The 16,886-nt window shown below is 68.3% G+C and carries 19 protein-coding genes; 1 reads left to right on the top strand and 18 read right to left on the bottom strand.

Translation table 11 applies throughout. The features are described from left to right. The 18 genes from ACN9M4_RS00875 to dacB all read right to left on the bottom strand — a co-directional run bounded on the left by ACN9M4_RS00875 (nt 1) and on the right by dacB (nt 15,937). Nucleotides 1–924, bottom strand: coding sequence for a Rossmann-like and DUF2520 domain-containing protein (locus tag ACN9M4_RS00875; protein WP_426301467.1), 924 nt, complete (start codon nt 922–924; stop codon nt 1–3). Continuing rightward, the gene (locus ACN9M4_RS00870; RefSeq protein ID WP_426301465.1) at nt 917–2,449 is read right to left on the bottom strand and encodes a PH domain-containing protein; all 1,533 of its coding nucleotides are present in this window, start codon (nt 2,447–2,449) and stop codon (nt 917–919) included. The genes ACN9M4_RS00875 and ACN9M4_RS00870 overlap by 8 nt, the downstream gene beginning before the upstream one ends. Before the next feature lie 4 nt (nt 2,450–2,453). Then, a complete protein-coding gene (locus ACN9M4_RS00865; RefSeq protein ID WP_426303571.1) occupies nt 2,454–2,966 on the bottom strand; it encodes a PH domain-containing protein in 513 nt (170 codons plus the stop codon). Next, on the bottom strand, nt 2,947–3,468 hold the full coding sequence (locus ACN9M4_RS00860) for a DUF3180 domain-containing protein (protein ID WP_426301463.1): 522 nt from the start codon (nt 3,466–3,468) through the stop codon (nt 2,947–2,949). The genes ACN9M4_RS00865 and ACN9M4_RS00860 overlap by 20 nt, the downstream gene beginning before the upstream one ends. Next, nucleotides 3,465–4,037, bottom strand: coding sequence for a 2-amino-4-hydroxy-6-hydroxymethyldihydropteridine diphosphokinase (gene folK / locus ACN9M4_RS00855; protein WP_426301461.1), 573 nt, complete (start codon nt 4,035–4,037; stop codon nt 3,465–3,467). The genes ACN9M4_RS00860 and folK overlap by 4 nt, the downstream gene beginning before the upstream one ends. Continuing rightward, a complete protein-coding gene (gene folB, locus ACN9M4_RS00850; protein ID WP_426301459.1) occupies nt 4,034–4,393 on the bottom strand; it encodes a dihydroneopterin aldolase in 360 nt (119 codons plus the stop codon). The genes folK and folB overlap by 4 nt, the downstream gene beginning before the upstream one ends. Nucleotides 4,394–4,440: 47 nt before the next feature. After that, complete coding sequence (gene folP / locus ACN9M4_RS00845) at nt 4,441–5,346, bottom strand: dihydropteroate synthase (RefSeq protein WP_426301457.1); 906 nt, start codon at nt 5,344–5,346, stop codon at nt 4,441–4,443. Nucleotides 5,347–5,352: 6 nt separating this feature from the next. After that, nucleotides 5,353–6,012, bottom strand: coding sequence for a GTP cyclohydrolase I FolE (gene folE, locus ACN9M4_RS00840; RefSeq protein ID WP_426301455.1), 660 nt, complete (start codon nt 6,010–6,012; stop codon nt 5,353–5,355). A 10-nt stretch (nt 6,013–6,022) separates the two neighbouring features. After that, a complete protein-coding gene (gene ftsH, locus ACN9M4_RS00835; protein WP_426301453.1) occupies nt 6,023–8,137 on the bottom strand; it encodes an ATP-dependent zinc metalloprotease FtsH in 2,115 nt (704 codons plus the stop codon). Nucleotides 8,138–8,301: 164 nt separating this feature from the next. Beyond that, the gene (locus ACN9M4_RS00830; protein ID WP_426301451.1) at nt 8,302–8,796 is read right to left on the bottom strand and encodes a hypothetical protein; all 495 of its coding nucleotides are present in this window, start codon (nt 8,794–8,796) and stop codon (nt 8,302–8,304) included. Beyond that, nucleotides 8,793–9,518, bottom strand: a complete 726-nt coding sequence (locus ACN9M4_RS00825; RefSeq protein WP_426301449.1) for a hypothetical protein — start codon at nt 9,516–9,518, stop codon at nt 8,793–8,795. Before ACN9M4_RS00825 ends, ACN9M4_RS00830 begins: the two co-directional genes overlap by 4 nt. Next, entirely contained in the window at nt 9,511–10,143 is a 633-nt protein-coding gene (locus ACN9M4_RS00820) for a signal peptidase I (protein WP_426301447.1), read from the bottom strand. The genes ACN9M4_RS00825 and ACN9M4_RS00820 overlap by 8 nt, the downstream gene beginning before the upstream one ends. Beyond that, nucleotides 10,140–10,796 (bottom strand): SipW-dependent-type signal peptide-containing protein, encoded by a 657-nt coding sequence (locus ACN9M4_RS00815; protein WP_426301445.1) that lies wholly within the window; start codon nt 10,794–10,796, stop codon nt 10,140–10,142. Before ACN9M4_RS00815 ends, ACN9M4_RS00820 begins: the two co-directional genes overlap by 4 nt. 21 nt (nt 10,797–10,817) lie before the next feature. After that, on the bottom strand, nt 10,818–11,426 hold the full coding sequence (locus ACN9M4_RS00810) for a SipW-dependent-type signal peptide-containing protein (protein WP_426301443.1): 609 nt from the start codon (nt 11,424–11,426) through the stop codon (nt 10,818–10,820). 164 nt (nt 11,427–11,590) lie between these two features. Next, on the bottom strand, nt 11,591–12,142 hold the full coding sequence (hpt, locus tag ACN9M4_RS00805) for a hypoxanthine phosphoribosyltransferase (protein ID WP_115788213.1): 552 nt from the start codon (nt 12,140–12,142) through the stop codon (nt 11,591–11,593). A gap of 31 nt (nt 12,143–12,173) precedes the next feature. Further along, on the bottom strand, nt 12,174–13,304 hold the full coding sequence (tilS, locus tag ACN9M4_RS00800) for a tRNA lysidine(34) synthetase TilS (RefSeq protein ID WP_426301441.1): 1,131 nt from the start codon (nt 13,302–13,304) through the stop codon (nt 12,174–12,176). A gap of 26 nt (nt 13,305–13,330) precedes the next feature. Next, nucleotides 13,331–14,479, bottom strand: a complete 1,149-nt coding sequence (locus ACN9M4_RS00795) for a zinc-dependent metalloprotease (protein WP_426301439.1) — start codon at nt 14,477–14,479, stop codon at nt 13,331–13,333. A 102-nt stretch (nt 14,480–14,581) separates the two neighbouring features. Continuing rightward, nucleotides 14,582–15,937 carry a D-alanyl-D-alanine carboxypeptidase/D-alanyl-D-alanine endopeptidase gene (gene dacB / locus ACN9M4_RS00790; RefSeq protein ID WP_426303569.1) on the bottom strand — a complete coding sequence of 452 codons (1,356 nt, stop codon included), beginning with the start codon at nt 15,935–15,937 and terminating at the stop codon, nt 14,582–14,584. Between the two features lie 305 nt (nt 15,938–16,242). On the opposite strand from dacB, the gene ACN9M4_RS00785 reads away from it, so the two are divergent. After that, a complete protein-coding gene (locus ACN9M4_RS00785) occupies nt 16,243–16,731 on the top strand; it encodes an inorganic diphosphatase (RefSeq protein ID WP_070348382.1) in 489 nt (162 codons plus the stop codon). Nucleotides 16,732–16,886 lie beyond the last annotated feature (155 nt).

Below are 16,886 nucleotides of genomic sequence, written 5' to 3'. Positions count from 1 at the left end.
TCAGTTGCCTTCCGGGGTGTCCGTTGTGTCCTGGCCGTCTGTGTCCTGGCCGTCGAGGGCGGCTTCGATCCCGCTGAACTGCGGGCCGTTGAGCAGCCCGCGTTTCGCGGCGCGCAGTGCTGTTGCGCGCGCCATCGCGAGGTACGCGGACAGGATATCGCCGCCGGCGTCGTGTTCGCGCAGGGCCCGCACATGCCCGGCAACGGTGCCGGCGTCGCCGCGCGCCACCGGTCCGGTCAATGCCGATTCGCCGGAGGCGAGGGCGTTTTCGAGGGTTGCGCGCAGCAGCGGACCGAGCATGGTTTCGGGATTCTCGACGCCGATCTCCCGCAGCAGCTGCGAGCCCTGCGCCACGAGGGTGGCCATGTGATTCGAGCTATGGGCAAGGGCTGCGTGGTAGATGGTGCGGTCCGCTTCGGCGATGACGACGGGTTCGGCGCCCATCTCCATCACCAGCGCCTGGCCGATCGGCAGCATGGCGGCATCCGCCGTGACTCCGAAAGTGCAGTCTTGGAGCCGGGCCAGGTCCAGGCTCATGCCTGTGAAGGTCATGGCCGGGTGCAGTGCCAGCGGGATCGCCCCGGCCGCGCGGACAGGCTGCAGGATACCGACGCCGAAGCGGCCCGAGGTGTGTGCCACCAGCTGACCCGGCTGCCAGGCCCCGAGCTTGGCCAGTCCGTCGACGAGCTCGCCGAGTACGTCGTCCGGTACGGCGAGCAGCACCAGTTCGGCGCGTTCCACGATGTCCTGGATGTCCAGGACGGGGACGCCGGGCAGCAGGATTTCGGCGCGTTCCCGGCTGTCCTCCGAAACGGCGGAAACCCCGACGACGGCGTGCTCGGCCGCGCGCAGTGCGGCACCTAGCACTGCGCCCACCTTGCCGGCGCCGATGATTCCGACGCCGAGTCGTCCGGGCCTAGCCATGGCGGGGTTCCTCCTGGGGAGTTGTTGGGGTCGGGTCAGCGGGCGCCTGCAGCGGCGCGGGCGGTTGCAGCCGCACCGGCAGGGAGCCGGCCCGTGAGAGTTCTGCGAGCCACTGCTCGCTGGTCTGGCGTTTGCGGGCTTCCCTGGCGCGGGCGGCCTGCTGGTCGAACAACGCAACCGCTTCTCCGACGTCGGCCTGGATCAGCCGCGGAACCACGGGACCGGCGGTGGTGTGCAGCACCAGGTCCGCCACTCCGAAGCGGCGCGCCACCGGTCCTTGAGTGAGCGCCATGGACTGGGTGCGCTGGTGCGGCACGAGCACCACCTGCCGCCACCACCGGCCGGAGCGCAGCAGCAGGGCGGTACCGGTTGACAGGAAGGCGTTGCGCCGCCAGCCCAGCGGGGCAATCAGCCGGGCACGGCGGGGGGTGGTGGTGAATCCGGCGTCGGAGTCCAGGCCGTTCAAGGCCGCAGTGAACACCCGGTGCGGTTCCGGGGTGCCGGGATCGGGCAACACCAGTGCGAGGGTCTGCATGACCTCCCCCAGCCCGCCCACGGGAAGCAGCGTTGTGCGGGCGGCGTTCTCGTTCCCGGGCGCACCGCCGTAGCCGGCGACGTTGACCTGGATGCGGTACCAGCCGAGGATCCGCCACAGCGGAGGCTGGGTGATCTTCAGCGCCTGGATCCGGCCCGGCGGAACGGTCTGCGCCTGGGTGTCCAGGAGGCCGTAGCGGAGTCGGATACCGTCCGGCGAGATCGCCGCTGTGAAGTTGAAGCCCTTGTTGAACGACTTCCAGTACGCCGCGCCCAGGCCGAGGATCGCCGGGATCAGGTAGAGGATCACCGCGCCGGATTCGGTGAGCACCGAGAACACTACCGAGGCGATCGCGCCGAGCACCACGAAGAAGCTCTGTTCGCTCAGCAGCAGGGAGCCGACCAGCCGGCCGTGCGGGACGCTGAGGACCACCTGCTCGGGCGCCTCCGGAACGGGTGCGGTTTCGCCGCCGTCGGCCACCACCCCCGCTGCCCGCCCCAGGATGGTGGCGCGCAGTTGCTTCGCCTGCCCGATCGGCAGGTACGCCAGTCGCACGGCCGACTCGCCGGCGTCGGCCACCTCGAACTTCAGCTCGGCGAGCCCGAAGATCCGGGCTAGCAGCGGTTGCACGATGTCGATGGCCTGCACCCGATCCAGGCGCGCCTGGCGCTGCTGCTTGAAGAGGAAACCTGTGTTGACGCGGACGTAGCCTTCGCTGAGCTGGTAGCGGGTGAAGTACCAGCTCAGGACGAAGCCCGCCACGGTGACCAGCAGCAGCGCTGCGCCGCCGGCCAGCAGCCACAGGATCCGCCCGTTGAGGCCCTCCTCGAGCAGTTCGCGGCCCTGCAGCGCGCGCTCGAAGATGTCGCGTCCGAAGAAGACGACGACGGCGGCCAGCGCCACCCACCCGCGCACGAACGGCGACGCCGGGTGCACGCGGTGCCAGCCGGCGTCGACCGCTGGCCGTTCCCGGTTCACGTCCACGGACACGCGCTCACAGACCTGCCAGCCGTGCTTCACCGCGGGCGGTGAGCTGTTCGCGGAGCCGGGCACCTTCGGCGGCCGGGAGTCCGGGCAGCAGGGCGTTCGTGCCGGGGGACGCCGTGTGCAGCTTCAGGGTGCACAGGCCGAGCGCGCGTTCCACGGGACCTACGGCGACGTCCACGTACTGCATGCGTCCGTAGGGGACCACCATGGTGCGCTGGAAGAAAATGCCGCGGCGGATGAGGAGATCGTCGTTGCGCTCGGCGTATCCGATGGCCCTGACCTGGCGCGGGATCAGCACCAGGCGCCACAGCGCGAGCACGAACATGGCGGCCGGCACGGTCACGGCAAGCCACAGGGGCAGCCAGAGCCACCCGCCCAGCAGGACGAACACCAGCGGCAGGCTGAGCACAGCCACGAAAAGCAGGTTGCCGACGGCCCATTCGACCAGGCGCACGGTCACATACTTCGGGGAAACCCGTTGCCATCCGATGCCGGGCGGATCAATCGCGGCGGAATGCATATTCACCTTCACCCTTGGCGTCCCCGCGACGGGGTCCCGTATTTCCGGCGCCGCCTTCCAGGTCCTCCGGGGGGATCCGGCAGAAACGCTCGACCACCAGGCCCACCACCAGCATGACCAGTCCGCCGCCGCCCATGATGAGGGCGAGCCAAAGGATCGGCTGCTCACTGCGGAAGCTCCAGATCCGCAGCTGCTCCACCACGATCCCGGCATGCCAGCCCAGCAGCATCGCTCCCACATAGGCGCAGGCCTGGGCCAGGATCAAGGTGCGTGCAGCCAGGATCGGGTTCAGCAGCGACTTCTTCTTGCCATTGCGCCAGCGCAGTACGCGGATGCCCATGACCAGGGTGATCGCGGCAATGACGCCCATCGTGACAAGTGCCGAGGCCGGAAGGACCGGCGTCGCCAGGCCGTAGCGGTTGGTGGCCACAACGGTCAGCCACCCCGCGCCCGCAAGGACGACGGCGATGACCACCAGGACGAACGGGCGCATCGCTTTCATGCCGGCTCCGCCCTGGGGACGCTGCCGGCCACGCCGGCGTCCGCGGTGCGTCCGGCCCCGCCGTCGCCGTCGAAACCGTCGAAGGGCCGCAGCCCCGGGAAATCCGGCGCCTTCGCCGCGAGCTCGGCTACGCTTTCGCCGTTCAGGCGCGCAGCCGGGTCCAGCTGGGCCCACGGGTAGAGCACGAAGGCACGCTCAGCGGCGCGCGGGTGCGGCAGGGTGAGTTCGGGGTCGTCGGTGCGGAGTTCGCCATACACGATGATGTCCACGTCCAAGGTCCTGGGGCCCCAACGGACCTCACGGACCCGGTGGTGCTTTTGCTCGACGTCGTGGCAATGCTGCAGCAACTCGTGCGGGCCCAGGGTGGTCTCGACGGCGATCACCATGTTCAGGAAGTCGGGCTGGCCCTCGGGCCCGCCGACTGCCTTGGTCTGGACCACGGGGGAAACGCCGAGCAGGCGCACCTCGGGACGGTCCACGAGGTCCGCGACCGCGGTGGACAGGGTGTCGTTCCGCTCCCCCAGGTTGCTGCCGAGCGCCAGGATGGCTTTGCTGGCGCCCTCGATCATGTGCGCTCCCGGTGAACACTCACCGTCACGTCGCCGAACGGCACCTCGATGGGCGCCTTCGGCTTGTGGACGGTGACGTCGACGGCGGCCACGGGATAGCCGGCCAGGATCCCTTCGGCGATGCGGACCGCGAGCCCCTCGATCAGGTTCAGCGGCTCACCGCTGATCTCGGACGCGATGTATCCCGCCACCTCGCCGTAGTGCGCGGTGTGTTCGATGTCGTCCGTTTCGGCCGCCCTGGAAAAATCCGTGTACAGCACTGCGTCCACCACGAAGGGCTGGCCTTCACGGCGTTCGAAGTCGAACACCCCGTGGTGTCCGACGGCGGTGACTCCCGTCAGCGTGATCTTGTCCAAACGCTTCCCCTAGTTCAGTTCGGATACCTGCAGTCCGGATGCGCTGCTCAGTGCCTGACGCGCGCGGCGACCTTCACCGCATCAAGGCTGGGGCCGACGTCGTGCACGCGTACGCCCCAGATGCCCCGCGCGGCACTGATCGCGGTGATGGCTGCCGTGGCATGGTCCCGCTCTTCGGGGGCGGCTGCCTTTCCCGCGACGGTTAGCAGGCTGCCCAGGAAGCGCTTGCGGGAGGCTCCGACGAGGATCGGGTGGCCCAGCGAGTCCAGCTTGCCGATGTGCTTGAGGAGTTCCCAGTTCTGGGCCTCGTTCTTGGAGAAGCCCAGGCCCGGGTCCACGATGATCTGCTCCGGCGCGACTCCGGCGGCGTACAGCTTGCCGCGGACCCCCTCCAGTTCCTCGACCACCTCGTCCACCACGCTGCCGTATTCGGCCAGGCTGTCCATGGTTTCGGCGTCGCCGCGGCGGTGGGTGAGGACGTACATCACCTTGCTGGCGGCGATGAGTTCGGCCATGCCGGGTTCTATGGTGAGGCCGGAGACGTCGTTGATGATCTTCGCTCCGGCGTCGATGGCCGCTGCGGCGGTGGAGGTGTGCGTGGTGTCGACGCTGACCAGGGCGCCGGCCTTGACCAGGGCCTGGATGACCGGCAGGATCCGGCGCTGCTCCTCCTCGGGGCTGACGGTCTCGGCGCCCGGACGGGTGGATTCGCCGCCGACGTCGATGATGTCCGCCCCGGCGTAGAACATCCGCAGGCCGTGCGCGATGGCGGTGTCCGGCGTCGGGTGCTTGCCGCCGTCGCTGAATGAATCCGGGGTGACGTTCAGGATCCCCATGACCACGGTGCGGTCGGCCGGCAGGTCCTCGAAGCGGGCCGCCGCACGTGGTTTGCGGAGGATCGGCAGGGGGTTGGTGGCTGGTCCGGTTCCGGGTGCTGCTGCGAGGGAATCCATGGTCTATTACCTTCCGAGTATGAGGCTCATGGCTTCGGCGCGGGTGGCCGGGTCATGAAGCTGGCCGCGCACCGCACTGGTGACGGTCTTCGCGCCGGGTTTCCGGATGCCGCGCATGGACATGCACATGTGTTCGCATTCGATGACGACGATCGCGCCGCGGGGGCTGAGGTGCTCTACGAGGGCCTCGACAATCTGGGTGGTCAGCCGTTCCTGCACCTGCGGGCGGCGGGCAAAGATGTCCACCAGGCGGGCAAGTTTGCTCAGCCCGGTCACCCTGCCGTCATGGGACGGAATGTAACCGACGTGGGCCACCCCGTGGAACGGCACCAGGTGGTGCTCGCAGGTGGAGTAGAAGGGGATGTCCTTGACCAGGACGAGTTCCTCGTGGTCAAGGTCGAAGGTGGTGGACAGGACGTCCACTGGATCCTGGTGGAGCCCGGCAAAGACTTCTGCGTACGCCTTGGCGACGCGCTTGGGCGTATCCGCGAGCCCGCCGCGGTCCGGGTCCTCCCCTATGGCGAGGAGGATCTCGCGTACAGCGGCCTCGATCCGGGGCCGGTCCACCTTGTGGGAGTGCTTGCCGTGGCCGTGGGAGCCGCCGGATTCACCGGCGGACACCACGCCGAAGGCACCACTGAAGTCGTCGTCGTCGATGTGAGTCACAGCAGAAAGCTTAGCCGTGATGTACGACGTCGGTGCCCGCCTCGGGCTCTGTGTGACCGGCGGGACGCTGGGACTCGTGACCGGGAACCCCGCTGTCATACGGCCGTTCCGCGGCTGGATGGGCCAGTGCCGGTGGCAGCAGTTCGCCTTCGCCGTCGTCGCCGGCAGCTGCCCGTGCGGCGGCCTCGGCAGCGAGCTGGGCGCGTTCCCGGGAGGACAGGACCGGGGCGATGTGCTGGACCGGACGGGTCTCCTTCGAGAGCCAGATGGGACGGACGACCGGCTTGCGGACACCAGCTGTCAGGCGTTCGACGTCGTACTGGTTGATGGTTTCGCGTTCCAGCAGTTCGAGGGCGATCTGGTCCAGGATGTCGCGGTTTTCGGTGAGGATCTGGTAGGCCTCGTCGTGCGCTTCATCGAGGAGCCTGCGGACTTCGTCGTCGACGAGTGCGGCCAGCTGGTTCGAGATGATCGGTGCGGAGCCGGAGCCGCCGCGGCCGGTCAGTGGATCGGAATCGCCGCCGCTGACCTTGATGGTGCCTACCTTCTCGCTCATGCCGAGGTCGGTGACCATCCGGCGCGCGGTGCTGGTGGCCTGTTCGATGTCGTTGGACGCACCCGTGGTGGGGTCGTGGAAGACGATTTCCTCGGCAACACGGCCCCCCATGGCCCAGGCCATGCGGTCCAGCAACTCGTTGCGGGTGTAACCCTGCGGGTCCTCGTCCGGCACCACCATGGTGTAGCCGCCGGCGCGGCCTCGGGGCAGGATGGTCACCTTCGTGACCGGCGGGGCGTTGTGCAGGGCCGCCGCCACCAAGGCGTGGCCGCCTTCGTGGTAAGCGGTGAGCTTGCGGTCGTGTTCCTTCTGGACGCGGCTGCGCTTCTGCGGGCCGCCCATGACGCGGTCAATGCCTTCATCGAGGGCGCGGTCGTCAATGAGCTGCGCGTTGGAGCGCGCGGTCAGCAGGGCGGCCTCGTTCAGCACATTGGCAAGGTCCGCACCGGTGTAGCCCGGGGTTTTCTTGGCGACGGCGTTCAGGTCAACCCCGGGAGCCAGCGGCTTGCCCTTGGAGTGGACCCGCAGGATGTGTTCGCGGCCTAGGCGGTCCGGGGCGTCGACGGAGATCTGCCGGTCGAAGCGGCCCGGACGGAGGAGAGCCGGGTCCAGGATGTCCGGGCGGTTCGTGGCCGCGATCATGATGACGTTGGTCTTGGCGTCGAAGCCGTCCATTTCAACGAGCATCTGGTTCAGGGTCTGTTCGCGTTCGTCGTTGCCGCCGCCGATGCCGGCACCGCGGTGGCGGCCGACGGCGTCGATCTCGTCAACGAAGATGATGGCGGGGCTGTTGGCCTTGGCCTGCTCGAAGAGGTCGCGGACGCGGGAGGCGCCCACGCCGACGAACATTTCCACGAAGTCCGAACCGGAGATGGAGAAGAACGGCACCCCGGCCTCGCCGGCGACGGCACGGGCCAGGAGGGTCTTGCCGGTACCGGGAGGACCGAACAGCAGCACGCCCTTGGGAATCTTGGCACCCACTGCCTGGAACTTGGCCGGTTCCGCAAGGAATTCCTTGATTTCCTGCAGTTCCTCCACGGCTTCGTCGGCACCGGCCACATCGGCGAAGGTCACCTGCGGCATATCCTTGCTGATCATCTTGGCCCGGGACTTGCCGAACTGCATGACCTTCGAGCCGCCTCCCTGCATGCGGGAGAGCAGGAACCAGAACAGCACGCCGAGCAGCAAGACGGGGACCAGCAGGGAGAACAGCCCGGAGAACCAGTTGTTCTCGACGGGCTGGTCGGTGAAGCCCTTGCTGGGCTTGGCGGTGGTCACGGCCTTGACGACGTCCGCACCGCGCGGGTTCACGTAGAAGAACTGAACGTTCTTGCCCTTGTCCTGGCCGTCGATGACCAGGTTGTCCTTAAGCACCAGGTCCACGCGGTTTTCGGCGTCAAAGATCTTGGCCTGCTCCACCTTGCCATTTTGGGCCAGGAGTTCCAGGCCCCGGTCGGTGTCGATCCGGGTGGATCCGCCGGGTGCCAAGGTTGCGAAGGCCACCAGGAGCAAGGCGACCACGACAACAATCCAGATGCCTGGGCCTTTGAAGAAATTCTTAGCTTTCATCTATTCCGGGGCCAGGCCCCGTCCCTCCTGGTAGTGCTGTAGGGCGCAGCGTTCTATTCGCGTGCGGTGCTGCGACAGTTCTAGGTTTACACCGTTCCGAGTAATTCACGCATAGCTGGCGGCAAAAGTTCCCTCTCGGCGTACACCATGGAAGTGCCCGCGGATCAGCTTGGCGCGCAGCTTGCAGAGCCGAGGGCCGGCTTGGTGCCGCGCGCAACAGCCCAGGCGGAGACCCAGTTGACGCCCTGCTTCGAGCGCAGCGAAACCTCATAGGCAACGCTCCCAAGGCCCAGGCTCGCCACTGTCGCCGTGGTGGTGTACGAGGGCCCTGAGCCGGTGGTGTTGAGGCTGTTTGGAACCAGCGGGCCCAGCACCGGATCAAGCAACCCGCCGCCGGAGACCTCGACGTCCAGGTTCGCAGGGACCTGCATGGAGGTGCCGCTCGGGAAATGCCAGTTCACGACCATCGTGCTCTGGACCCCGCCGGTGGTCAGGGTACAGCTGTCAACCACCGGTACCGGGAGGGTTGTGGCGGAAAGGGTTGCGCCCGCGAAGTCCGCGTCCTGCCAAACGGCTTCTGCATAACCTGATGCCGCAGGTCCCAGCGCTGCCGCCACCACGAGCCCGACGGCGGCGAGCACGCCCGCACGCGTCCTCATGCCCCGGCCTTCCCTGCCGCCCGGGCCGTTGACCTGCGAGCCGTTGACCTGCGGGCCCAGGCGGCGGTGACTACGCCGGCCGCCACCGCGGCGGCGCCCAGCAGGGCAAGCCCACCAAGCCGGAAACCGGTGTCCGCCAGCACGCCGCCTTGGGAACGGCCGCCGTCGGGGGCCTGCATGTCCGGAGGCGCCGCAAGGGGCTCCCCTGCGGCGTCGACCCGTGCGGTCAGCCGGACGGAGAGGCCTTGCACGGCATTGCCCGCCGCCGGGGACAGCGTCACCCTGGCCAACAGCTCGACGCCGGCCGGAATGCCGCCGTCGGGGGCCGCAAGGCTGTGGACGGTCCCGTCAAGGGAAGCAATCGGCATCCGCGGGATCACCTTCCTGGCACCTTCCGGGCAGTGGCCCGCGGACCAGCGCACGGGGCACGCGTTCACCTCGACGGTGAGAAGGTTCCCCGGCCCGTTGGAAGCAGCTTCCACCAGGGAGCCGGCGGCACTGAGGTGCAGCGAGAGATCACTGGGCCTGACCGCCTCGGTGGTGATTCCGAGGACCCAACTGCTGGTGGACCCCGGGACCAGGACGGCGGGCGCCCGGCCGCGGCTCTCCAGGAGAAGATCGGGTTCGGCGAGCGCAACGGCCGAAACGGCACAGGGAAGCAGCAGGGCCAGGCAAAGTCCCCCCGCTGCGCGCCTGATGGCCTTCCATGCGCCCCTAAGCATCGGCCGTCCCCTCACGGTGCTGTGCTTCCCCGGGCGCTTCTTCCTTTGACCCTTCTTCCCTGGGCCACAGCACCCAGGTGACCAGCCCCGCGACGGCGAGCGTGACTCCCCCCAGCACAAACGGGTTGGAGGCTTTGGCCACCCACTGGGCCAGTCCCGGCGCGGACCAAAGCACCGTGCGCACCGTGGACGCGGTGTACGGGGCAGGATCCTCCACCGGGTTGGCGTCGCCCTTCAGGGTCAGCACTCCGCTGTGTCCGTCATCGTTGAGGCTGACCGAGGTGACCCGGTGCGTGACGGGCAGCTTCCCTTGGCGTTCCACGGTGACGATATCGCCCACCCGGACTTCCGCGACGGGCACCGCACGCACGAGCGCCAGCGAGCCGGCCGGAATGGCAGGCGCCATCGACCCGGTCTTGAACATGATGAGGGAGAACTGGAAGAGCACAGCGGCGAGGGTAAGCAGGATGCACAGGGCCCCACCGCCTGCGGCGACGTTCAGCAGGACTTCCCGTACGACGCCGGCAGCTCTCCGGGGACGGGCCCGGCGGGGCCGGAGCCGCCGTCGGCCGTTCTGCCGGCCCTCTTCACGGCGGAGGTGCCGTGCTGCCGCCTCGCGGGTCATGAGTCCGATGTCCCCTTGATTTCCCAGACGGCGCCGCTGTTCGTCCCCTGCAGGGAGTTATCCGCGGTGGTCTTCATGGTGATTTCGAAACAGAACCGCACCGGGGTTCCCGCACTTGCCGCCACCGCTGTGCTGCTCCCGGCGGTGCCCAGGGCAACTTTCGACGACGACGTTCCCACGATGTAGCTGGCCGCCTCGCCGAACTGGCTGGCGTCACAGCTGCCCGAGGTGTACCGCACCACGCGGTAATCGAAGGCGGCGAACAGTCCGGCGTTGCCGCCTTGGACCAGCTGGCCGCCCTGCAACGCCAACGTCCCGGACAGCGATCCCGAGGTTGTCCGTACCCAGATGGAGGCGTAGTTCAGCGAACCGGGTGACATTCCGGTGGCGTCGAAGGACATGGTGGCCGCCGTCGCCGACGTTCCGTGTTCCTGCCACGCCCCGCCGGAATCCGTGGAGGACTGCAGCGCGAAGGAGCTCGCCGAGAACGTTCCGGTGGAGAATTCGGAATCGTTCCACGCGGCAAGGGTCATGGTTGCGCCAACGCCGAGCACCAGGCCGCCTGCCAGCAGGGCGCGCAGACGCAGCAGGATCGCGCGCGGTGTCCTGCGTGGGCGCATCCGAAAGTGTCCGGCCGGTGCCTGTCCGGTCATCGTCTTTTCCAGTCGCCCGGGTCAGGACGTTGAAGCGGCCGACAACTCCCATGTGGCGGTGCCGCTCTGGCCCTGGACGAGACCGGCACCAGCTGTCACCTTGAAGCACAGGAAGACCGGGTCCCCGGGGTCCGTGGCCGGCGAACCGGCGTCGAGATCGAAGGTCACGCCGCTAAGCGTGCCGCCGAGGGCGGTTCCGGCGGTGACCAGGTCCGTTCCGGTGGTGGATGCATCGCAGCCGAAGGTGGTGGTCTGGAGGAGCTGGTAGCTCAGGTTGGCTATGCTGCTGCCGCCGGCCGTGGCGCCGTTGACGGTTACCGTCGCACCCGTGGAGGTGTTCGCCGCAAGGCGCACTGCAAACGGCGCGTAGACCGTGTCCCCCGGGGCAAGGTTGCCCGGGTTGACGCTGAACGGCAGGGTTGCGCCGGGTGCCGAAGCATGGTCCGAGAACGCCGAGCCGTCCGTGCTGCCCTGCATGTTGAAGGCGCCAGCGGTAAAGGTTCCCGTGCCGAATTCGGAATCGTTCCAGGCCGCGAGGACCACTGTGGCACCTACACCGAGGACCAGTCCTCCGGCCAGGAGGGCGCGGACTTTGCCGCGGCCCTGGGCTCGTGTTGTTTCGTCTTTCATTTTGCCTCCCCTTTGGCTTGCGAGCATCCCCCCACGAAGTGCTTGCACGCTCACACGCGGGGCACAACAGGGCTTCAGGGTTGCACAAGGGGGCAAATAAATGAAGGCGGCGCCCCGAAAGGGAAGCCGCCTTCATGCCTTCCGGATGCCCGGTGGCGTGGTCTCTACTCGTAGACGTGCGGGGCCAGGGTGCCCACGAACTCCAGGTTGCGGTACTTCTCGGCGTAGTCGAGGCCGTAGCCCACCACGAATTCATTGGGAAGGTCGTAGCCGACGTACTTGACGTCCAGTTCGACCTTCGCGGCGTCCGGCTTGCGGAACGCGGTGCAGATTTCCACGGAAGAGGTGCCGCGGGACTCCAGGTTGGTCTTGAGCCAGGAGAGCGTCAGGCCCGAATCGATGATGTCCTCGACGATGAGCACGTCCTTGCCCATGAGGTCGGTGTCGAGGTCCTTGAGGATGCGCACCACGCCTGAAGACTGGGTGCCGGAGCCGTAGGAGGACACGGCCATCCAGTCCATGCTGACGTGGCTGTGCAGGGCACGGGCGAGGTCTGCCATGACCATGACGGCACCCTTCAGGACGCCCACGATCAGGAGCTCACGGCCCTCGTAGTCCTTGTCAATCTGCGCTGCGAGTTCTGTGATCCGCTGCTGGATCTGCTCTTTGGTGTAGAGAACGTGTTTGAGGTCTGCCTGGACGTCGGTTGAATCCACCAATGGCTCCTGTGTTGATGCGGGTCTGCGGCTAGTGTTGGGGTGTTTCGTGATGCCGGAATACTAGCTTCCCACAGCCATCCCCTTCGCGGGGAACGTCAGGCTGCCCGGGCCGCTTCTCCCGGGCCAGTTTCTCCTGCGCCTGCCCGGCAAGGGAGAGCCGGTACACGCTGACGTTTCCCGGGAGCTGGACCGGGCCTGCCGAGCCTTGCCTCCGCAGCAGAGCCTCGGCGGCCTGGAGGCGGCCGTACCCGGGTTGCTGGCCCCCGACGTCGGCCGCCGCCTTGGCGATTACCCGGAACCTGAGCGCCGGCGGCAGCTCCCTTAGCGCGGCTTCCGGGAGCCAGACGCCGTCGTCAGTGCGGTGCACGAGCCCGGCGTAGCGTTCGGCGGCGAGCTCCTCGAGGAAATCGGCATCCTGCTGCAGGATGGCCGCGGTGCGGGCGAGGGATTCGGCGACTCCGGGCCCGAGCTTTTCCTCCAGCACCGGCATCACTTCCACCCGGGTCCGCGAGCGCGCGAAGGCAGGGTCCGTGTTGTGCGGATCGTGCCAGGGAACCAGCTGTTCGATGGCACAGATTTCAACGGTTTCTTCGCGGCGCAGGCCCAGGAAGGGGCGCAGCAGCCTGCCGCGCACGGGGCGCATCCCGGCCAGGGAGCGGGTTCCGGAACCGCGGGCCAGGCCGAGGAGCACCTGTTCCGCCTGGTCGTCCAGGGTGTGGCCGAGCAGGATCGCACCGCAGCCCAGGTCTTCGGCCGCGGCCTCAAGGGCGGCATGCCGGGCATCGCGTGCCGCGGCTTCGGGTCCGAAACCGGTGGCAGCCACCTCGACACTGCGCAGTTGGACCGGCGAGAGGCCCAATTCCTCCAGGGCAGCGACGGTTTCCGCGGCGACCTCGGCGGACCCTGCCTGGAGCTGATGGTCCACCACGACGGCGGCCACGGACACCGGGTGCCCGTCCACGTTGCCGCGGCGGGCAAAGTACGCCGCCACCGAGGCCAGCGCGAGGGAATCAGGGCCGCCGCTGCAGGCGACGAGGACCCGCTCCGGGTAGCCAGCCGCTGCCAGCACCTCCCGGAGGTGGTTGCGCGCCTTGCCGACGAGCGGCGCGAGGCGGCCGGGCCGCCGTCGGCCGCTTGATGTCCTGCCTTCCGCGCTCACGGGCCAGTTATTCTCGGGCCCGCTGTTCACAGCCCCATCCGCTCAAGCCACAGCTTGGCGTCGTGGATTTCCTCTTCGGTGGGCAGGTGTTCGGCGGATTCCCAGACCCTGTTGAGGCCCTCCATCCCCACGACGGCCACGACCGCGCGGACGAACTTGGCGCCGTCGCTGTACTGGCGCATCTTGGCGTCCAGGCCCAGCAGGCTCCGGATGAACTTCTCGATCACGCCACGGTCCTTGCCGCGGTCGTTGAAGCGCTGCCGGATGGTCTTCACGGAAGGAATCAGGGAGGAGTCGACGGCGTCCATCACCACATTGGCGTGGCCCTCCAGCAGGCTCATGACGGCCGTGAGGTGGGAAAGGGAGGCCTTCTCCTCGGGGTTCTGCAGCAGGTCCAGGATGGCTCCACGGCGCGGGATGTCCCCGGGGCCGGAGCGGTCCCGCAGGGACCGGGCCGCCGCGCTTGCACGCTCCATGAGCGAATCGACGTTGCCCAGCAGGTTGGTGCTCAGTTTCTCGATTTCCTCGAGCATGTGGCCGCGAAGCCACGGCGCGGCCGCGAACTGCACGCGGTGCGTCTGTTCGTGCAGGCAGACCCACAAGCGGAAATCGTCGGGGTCGACGTTGAGCTCGCGTTCCACGGAGATGATGTTCGGCGCCACCAGCAGCAGGCGGCCGCCGGGCGGTGCCTTGGACTCCGGGGCCAGCGCGGCGAACGGATCGTACTGGCCCAGGACCTTGCTGGACAGGAAGGCGAGGACGGCGCCGAGCTGGCTTCCGGTGATCGCCCCGCTGGTTGCCGCGGCCGCGGGAGTCAGGGTGACGCCGTGGCGGGAGTCGAGCATCTGCTGCAGCGCGGGCTGCAACATCACGGCGAAGCTCTGCGTGTTTGCCTTGGACCAGGAGGCACGGTCCACCACAAGGACATGGGAGTCGCGGAGGTCCCGGGCGGCTTCCAGCCCGGTGATCTCATGGACATACGGCACGGAAACGTCAGCGCTGCGGCGCAGGCTGTTCACCGCGCGCCCGATCTCCGACGGGCTCATGGCCGGGCCCGGCGGAGCGAGCCGGGCCGCCGTGGACGCGGCGAGCTCCCAGTTGATCAGTGACTGCGCCTTGCTTGATGAACCAGGGCTTGATGGATTGGCGTGCTGCTGGGACTCCATGTTTCCCATTCGAACACAGTCCCCTGACAACAGTCCCTTAAGTTCGCTGCACGCGGAGGTTTGGCCCGGGCCCCGGAGCAGCCGCAGGGCATCAGCGGCAGCCGCAGGGCATCAGCGGCAGCCGCAGGATGCCAGCGCGGACGCCGCGCGGTCCAGGGCCACCTTGTTCCCCGCCGCGCCCGGGGTGAGTCCGTTGCCGATGAAGGAGAACACCAGGAGCCTGCCGTCCGCGTCCACCACATAGCCGCTCAGCGCGATGACGGAGTTCAAGGTGCCCGTCTTGGCCCGCACCAGTCCGGCCCCGCTTGCCGTGCTGGCGTCGACGTAGCGGTCGTCCAGGGTTCCAGTCAGGCCGGCCACCGGGAATCCCGCGAGCGCGGCCCGGAGCCGGGTATCCGGACCCGAGGTGATCGCCCGGACCACCTCGGCGAACTGCCGAGTGGTCACCCGGTTCGCCAGCGACAGCCCGGACACGTCGGAGAGCCGCATCGAGACGGTGTCGATTCCCAGCTGGCCAAGCTGCGTCCGCACGGCCGCAGTGGCGCCGTCGTTGGACCCGGCGCCGCCGGACGCGAGCGACGCCATGCGGCCCAGCACCTCGGCGAGGTAGTTATCGGACGTCTCGAGCATGAGGTCCACCTGCTGGCGGACGGTGGCGGATTCGACGGCGGCCAGCACCTCGGCGTCGGCGTGCGCCTTGGCCCGCACGACGGCGGTCCTGACGGTAATGCCCGCAGCTGCACCTGCGGCTTTCAGCCTGGCCGTGAATGCCTGCGCCGCGTCGAGCGCGGCGTCCTTCGGCCGCGGCCCGCCCACCGTTCCGGGGACATCGCGGCCGCCGTTCATCGCCAGCGGGAACAGCGGGGCGGTTTCCCCGGCGTCGACGTCCTCAAGGCTCCAGGCCGGGTTGAGCGCCGGTCCCGTGAACAAGGAGTCGTCCAGTTGCACGGACAGCGGACCCTTGACCCCCTGCTTCGCCAGTGCCGCAATCGTGTCCGCGGCGAGGGTCGCCAGCCCGGCCCGGCCCATCACCTCTTCCGGGGCTGACCGGCCGGCGGCCAGCAGCACGTCCCCGCCGCCGCGCAGCACAACGATGGAGGGCTTCGCGCCCGCCAGCACCTGGGTGCTGAAGCGGGTCTCGGGGCCGATGGACCGTAGGGCGGCGACGGCGGTGAGCAGCTTCATGTTGGACGCGGGCACCCGGTTCTTGCCGCCGTCGCGCTCGTAAAGGACGTCGCCGCTCAGCGCGTCCTGGACCACCGCGGTGAAGTTGCCGCCCCCGTCCGGCTTCAGGGCAGCGTCCAGCTGCGCGGCAAGCTTGCCGGGCAAGGGAAGGGGCGCGGCAGGATCCAGCGGTTCGACGCCGCGGGTGGCCGAAAGCTGCTCCGGCGCGCGCTGCCACGGGGGAAGCGGGGCAGCGGGTGTCTCCTGTGGCGCGAAGAACCCGGGCGCTACGTTGACGCCCATCGGGACGGCGAGCGCGGCAATCGCCGCAGCAAGGGCCAGCCATTGCACCGCGCGGATCAGGCGGCGGATGAAGGGGCGGGGCTTGCGCGGTTTGTCCGGGGCCGGGGCGGCCGGCTTCCCCTGGTCATTTCCTTCGGGTTCCGGCACGGCAGCCTGCATTTGGGCCTTCATGTCGCTGTGGTCCTTAACGTCCTGGATGTCCCCCGGTTCAAGAAACGTGGACCTCTCGCTATATCCTCAATAGTAGTCGGCGGCGCCGGCCGTTCTTTTGCCGCGCCCACGCCAATACCGTCAAGGAGCATTCCATGAAGCATGACGTCACCATCGAGATCCCGAAGGGATCGCGCGTCAAGTACGAAGTTGACCACGAGACCGGCCGCGTCCGCCTGGACCGCATCCTGTTCACGTCCATGCAGTACCCCACCCACTACGGTTTCTTCGAGAACACCCTGGGCGAGGACGGCGACCCGCTGGACGCCCTGGTGCTCCTGCAGGACTTCGACCTGCACCCCGGCGTGATCGTCGAGGCCCGCCCGATCGGCGTCTTCAACATGACCGACGACGGCGGCGGAGACGCCAAGGTCCTCTGCGTTCCCGCGGACCCGCGCTTCGACCACATCCAGGAAGTCTCGGACGTCAGCGAATTCCTCATCAAGGAAATCGAGCACTTCTTCACCCGCTACAAGGACCTCGAGCCCGGCAAATGGGTCAAGGCCGAAGGCTGGGCCGACCGCGCAGCAGCCGAAGCCGAGCTGGAAGCGTCCATCAAGCGCTTCGAGGCCGAAGGCCACTGACGCCTCCCTCCCGCCGCTTTGACTTGCACGACGGCGGCAGGCCGGGTTCCATGGGACCTGGGCTGCCGCCGTCGCTGTTTAAGCGCTGTCCATATGGGGAGGGATCCCCATCGACGCGGCGAAGGGACGGTCCATAGGCTGGGTTGGAACTGACC

The sequence above is a fragment of the Arthrobacter sp. R-11 genome, assembly GCF_049913155.1.
Lineage (GTDB): Bacteria > Actinomycetota > Actinomycetes > Actinomycetales > Micrococcaceae > Arthrobacter.
Note: the sequence above shows the minus strand (reverse complement) of the source record. Positions and strands in the feature narration are given on the sequence as shown.

What these genes read in the sequence shown, in the direction of transcription:
- ACN9M4_RS00865 (WP_426303571.1), bottom strand. Translation starts at nt 2,966, where the DNA reads ATGCATTCCGCCGCGATTGATCCGCCCGGCATCGGATGGCAACGGGTT.
- ACN9M4_RS00795 (WP_426301439.1), bottom strand. Translation starts at nt 14,479, where the DNA reads ATGGGAAACATGGAGTCCCAGCAGCACGCCAATCCATCAAGCCCTGGT.
- ACN9M4_RS00830 (WP_426301451.1), bottom strand. Translation starts at nt 8,796, where the DNA reads ATGAGGACGCGTGCGGGCGTGCTCGCCGCCGTCGGGCTCGTGGTGGCG.
- dacB (WP_426303569.1), bottom strand. Translation starts at nt 15,937, where the DNA reads ATGGGCGTCAACGTAGCGCCCGGGTTCTTCGCGCCACAGGAGACACCC.
- folP (WP_426301457.1), bottom strand. Translation starts at nt 5,346, where the DNA reads ATGGATTCCCTCGCAGCAGCACCCGGAACCGGACCAGCCACCAACCCC.
- ACN9M4_RS00825 (WP_426301449.1), bottom strand. Translation starts at nt 9,518, where the DNA reads ATGCTTAGGGGCGCATGGAAGGCCATCAGGCGCGCAGCGGGGGGACTT.
- ACN9M4_RS00810 (WP_426301443.1), bottom strand. Translation starts at nt 11,426, where the DNA reads ATGAAAGACGAAACAACACGAGCCCAGGGCCGCGGCAAAGTCCGCGCC.
- ACN9M4_RS00785 (WP_070348382.1), top strand. Translation starts at nt 16,243, where the DNA reads ATGAAGCATGACGTCACCATCGAGATCCCGAAGGGATCGCGCGTCAAG.
- ACN9M4_RS00875 (WP_426301467.1), bottom strand. Translation starts at nt 924, where the DNA reads ATGGCTAGGCCCGGACGACTCGGCGTCGGAATCATCGGCGCCGGCAAG.
- ftsH (WP_426301453.1), bottom strand. Translation starts at nt 8,137, where the DNA reads ATGAAAGCTAAGAATTTCTTCAAAGGCCCAGGCATCTGGATTGTTGTC.
- ACN9M4_RS00815 (WP_426301445.1), bottom strand. Translation starts at nt 10,796, where the DNA reads ATGACCGGACAGGCACCGGCCGGACACTTTCGGATGCGCCCACGCAGG.
- ACN9M4_RS00820 (WP_426301447.1), bottom strand. Translation starts at nt 10,143, where the DNA reads ATGACCCGCGAGGCGGCAGCACGGCACCTCCGCCGTGAAGAGGGCCGG.
- folK (WP_426301461.1), bottom strand. Translation starts at nt 4,037, where the DNA reads ATGATCGAGGGCGCCAGCAAAGCCATCCTGGCGCTCGGCAGCAACCTG.
- ACN9M4_RS00860 (WP_426301463.1), bottom strand. Translation starts at nt 3,468, where the DNA reads ATGAAAGCGATGCGCCCGTTCGTCCTGGTGGTCATCGCCGTCGTCCTT.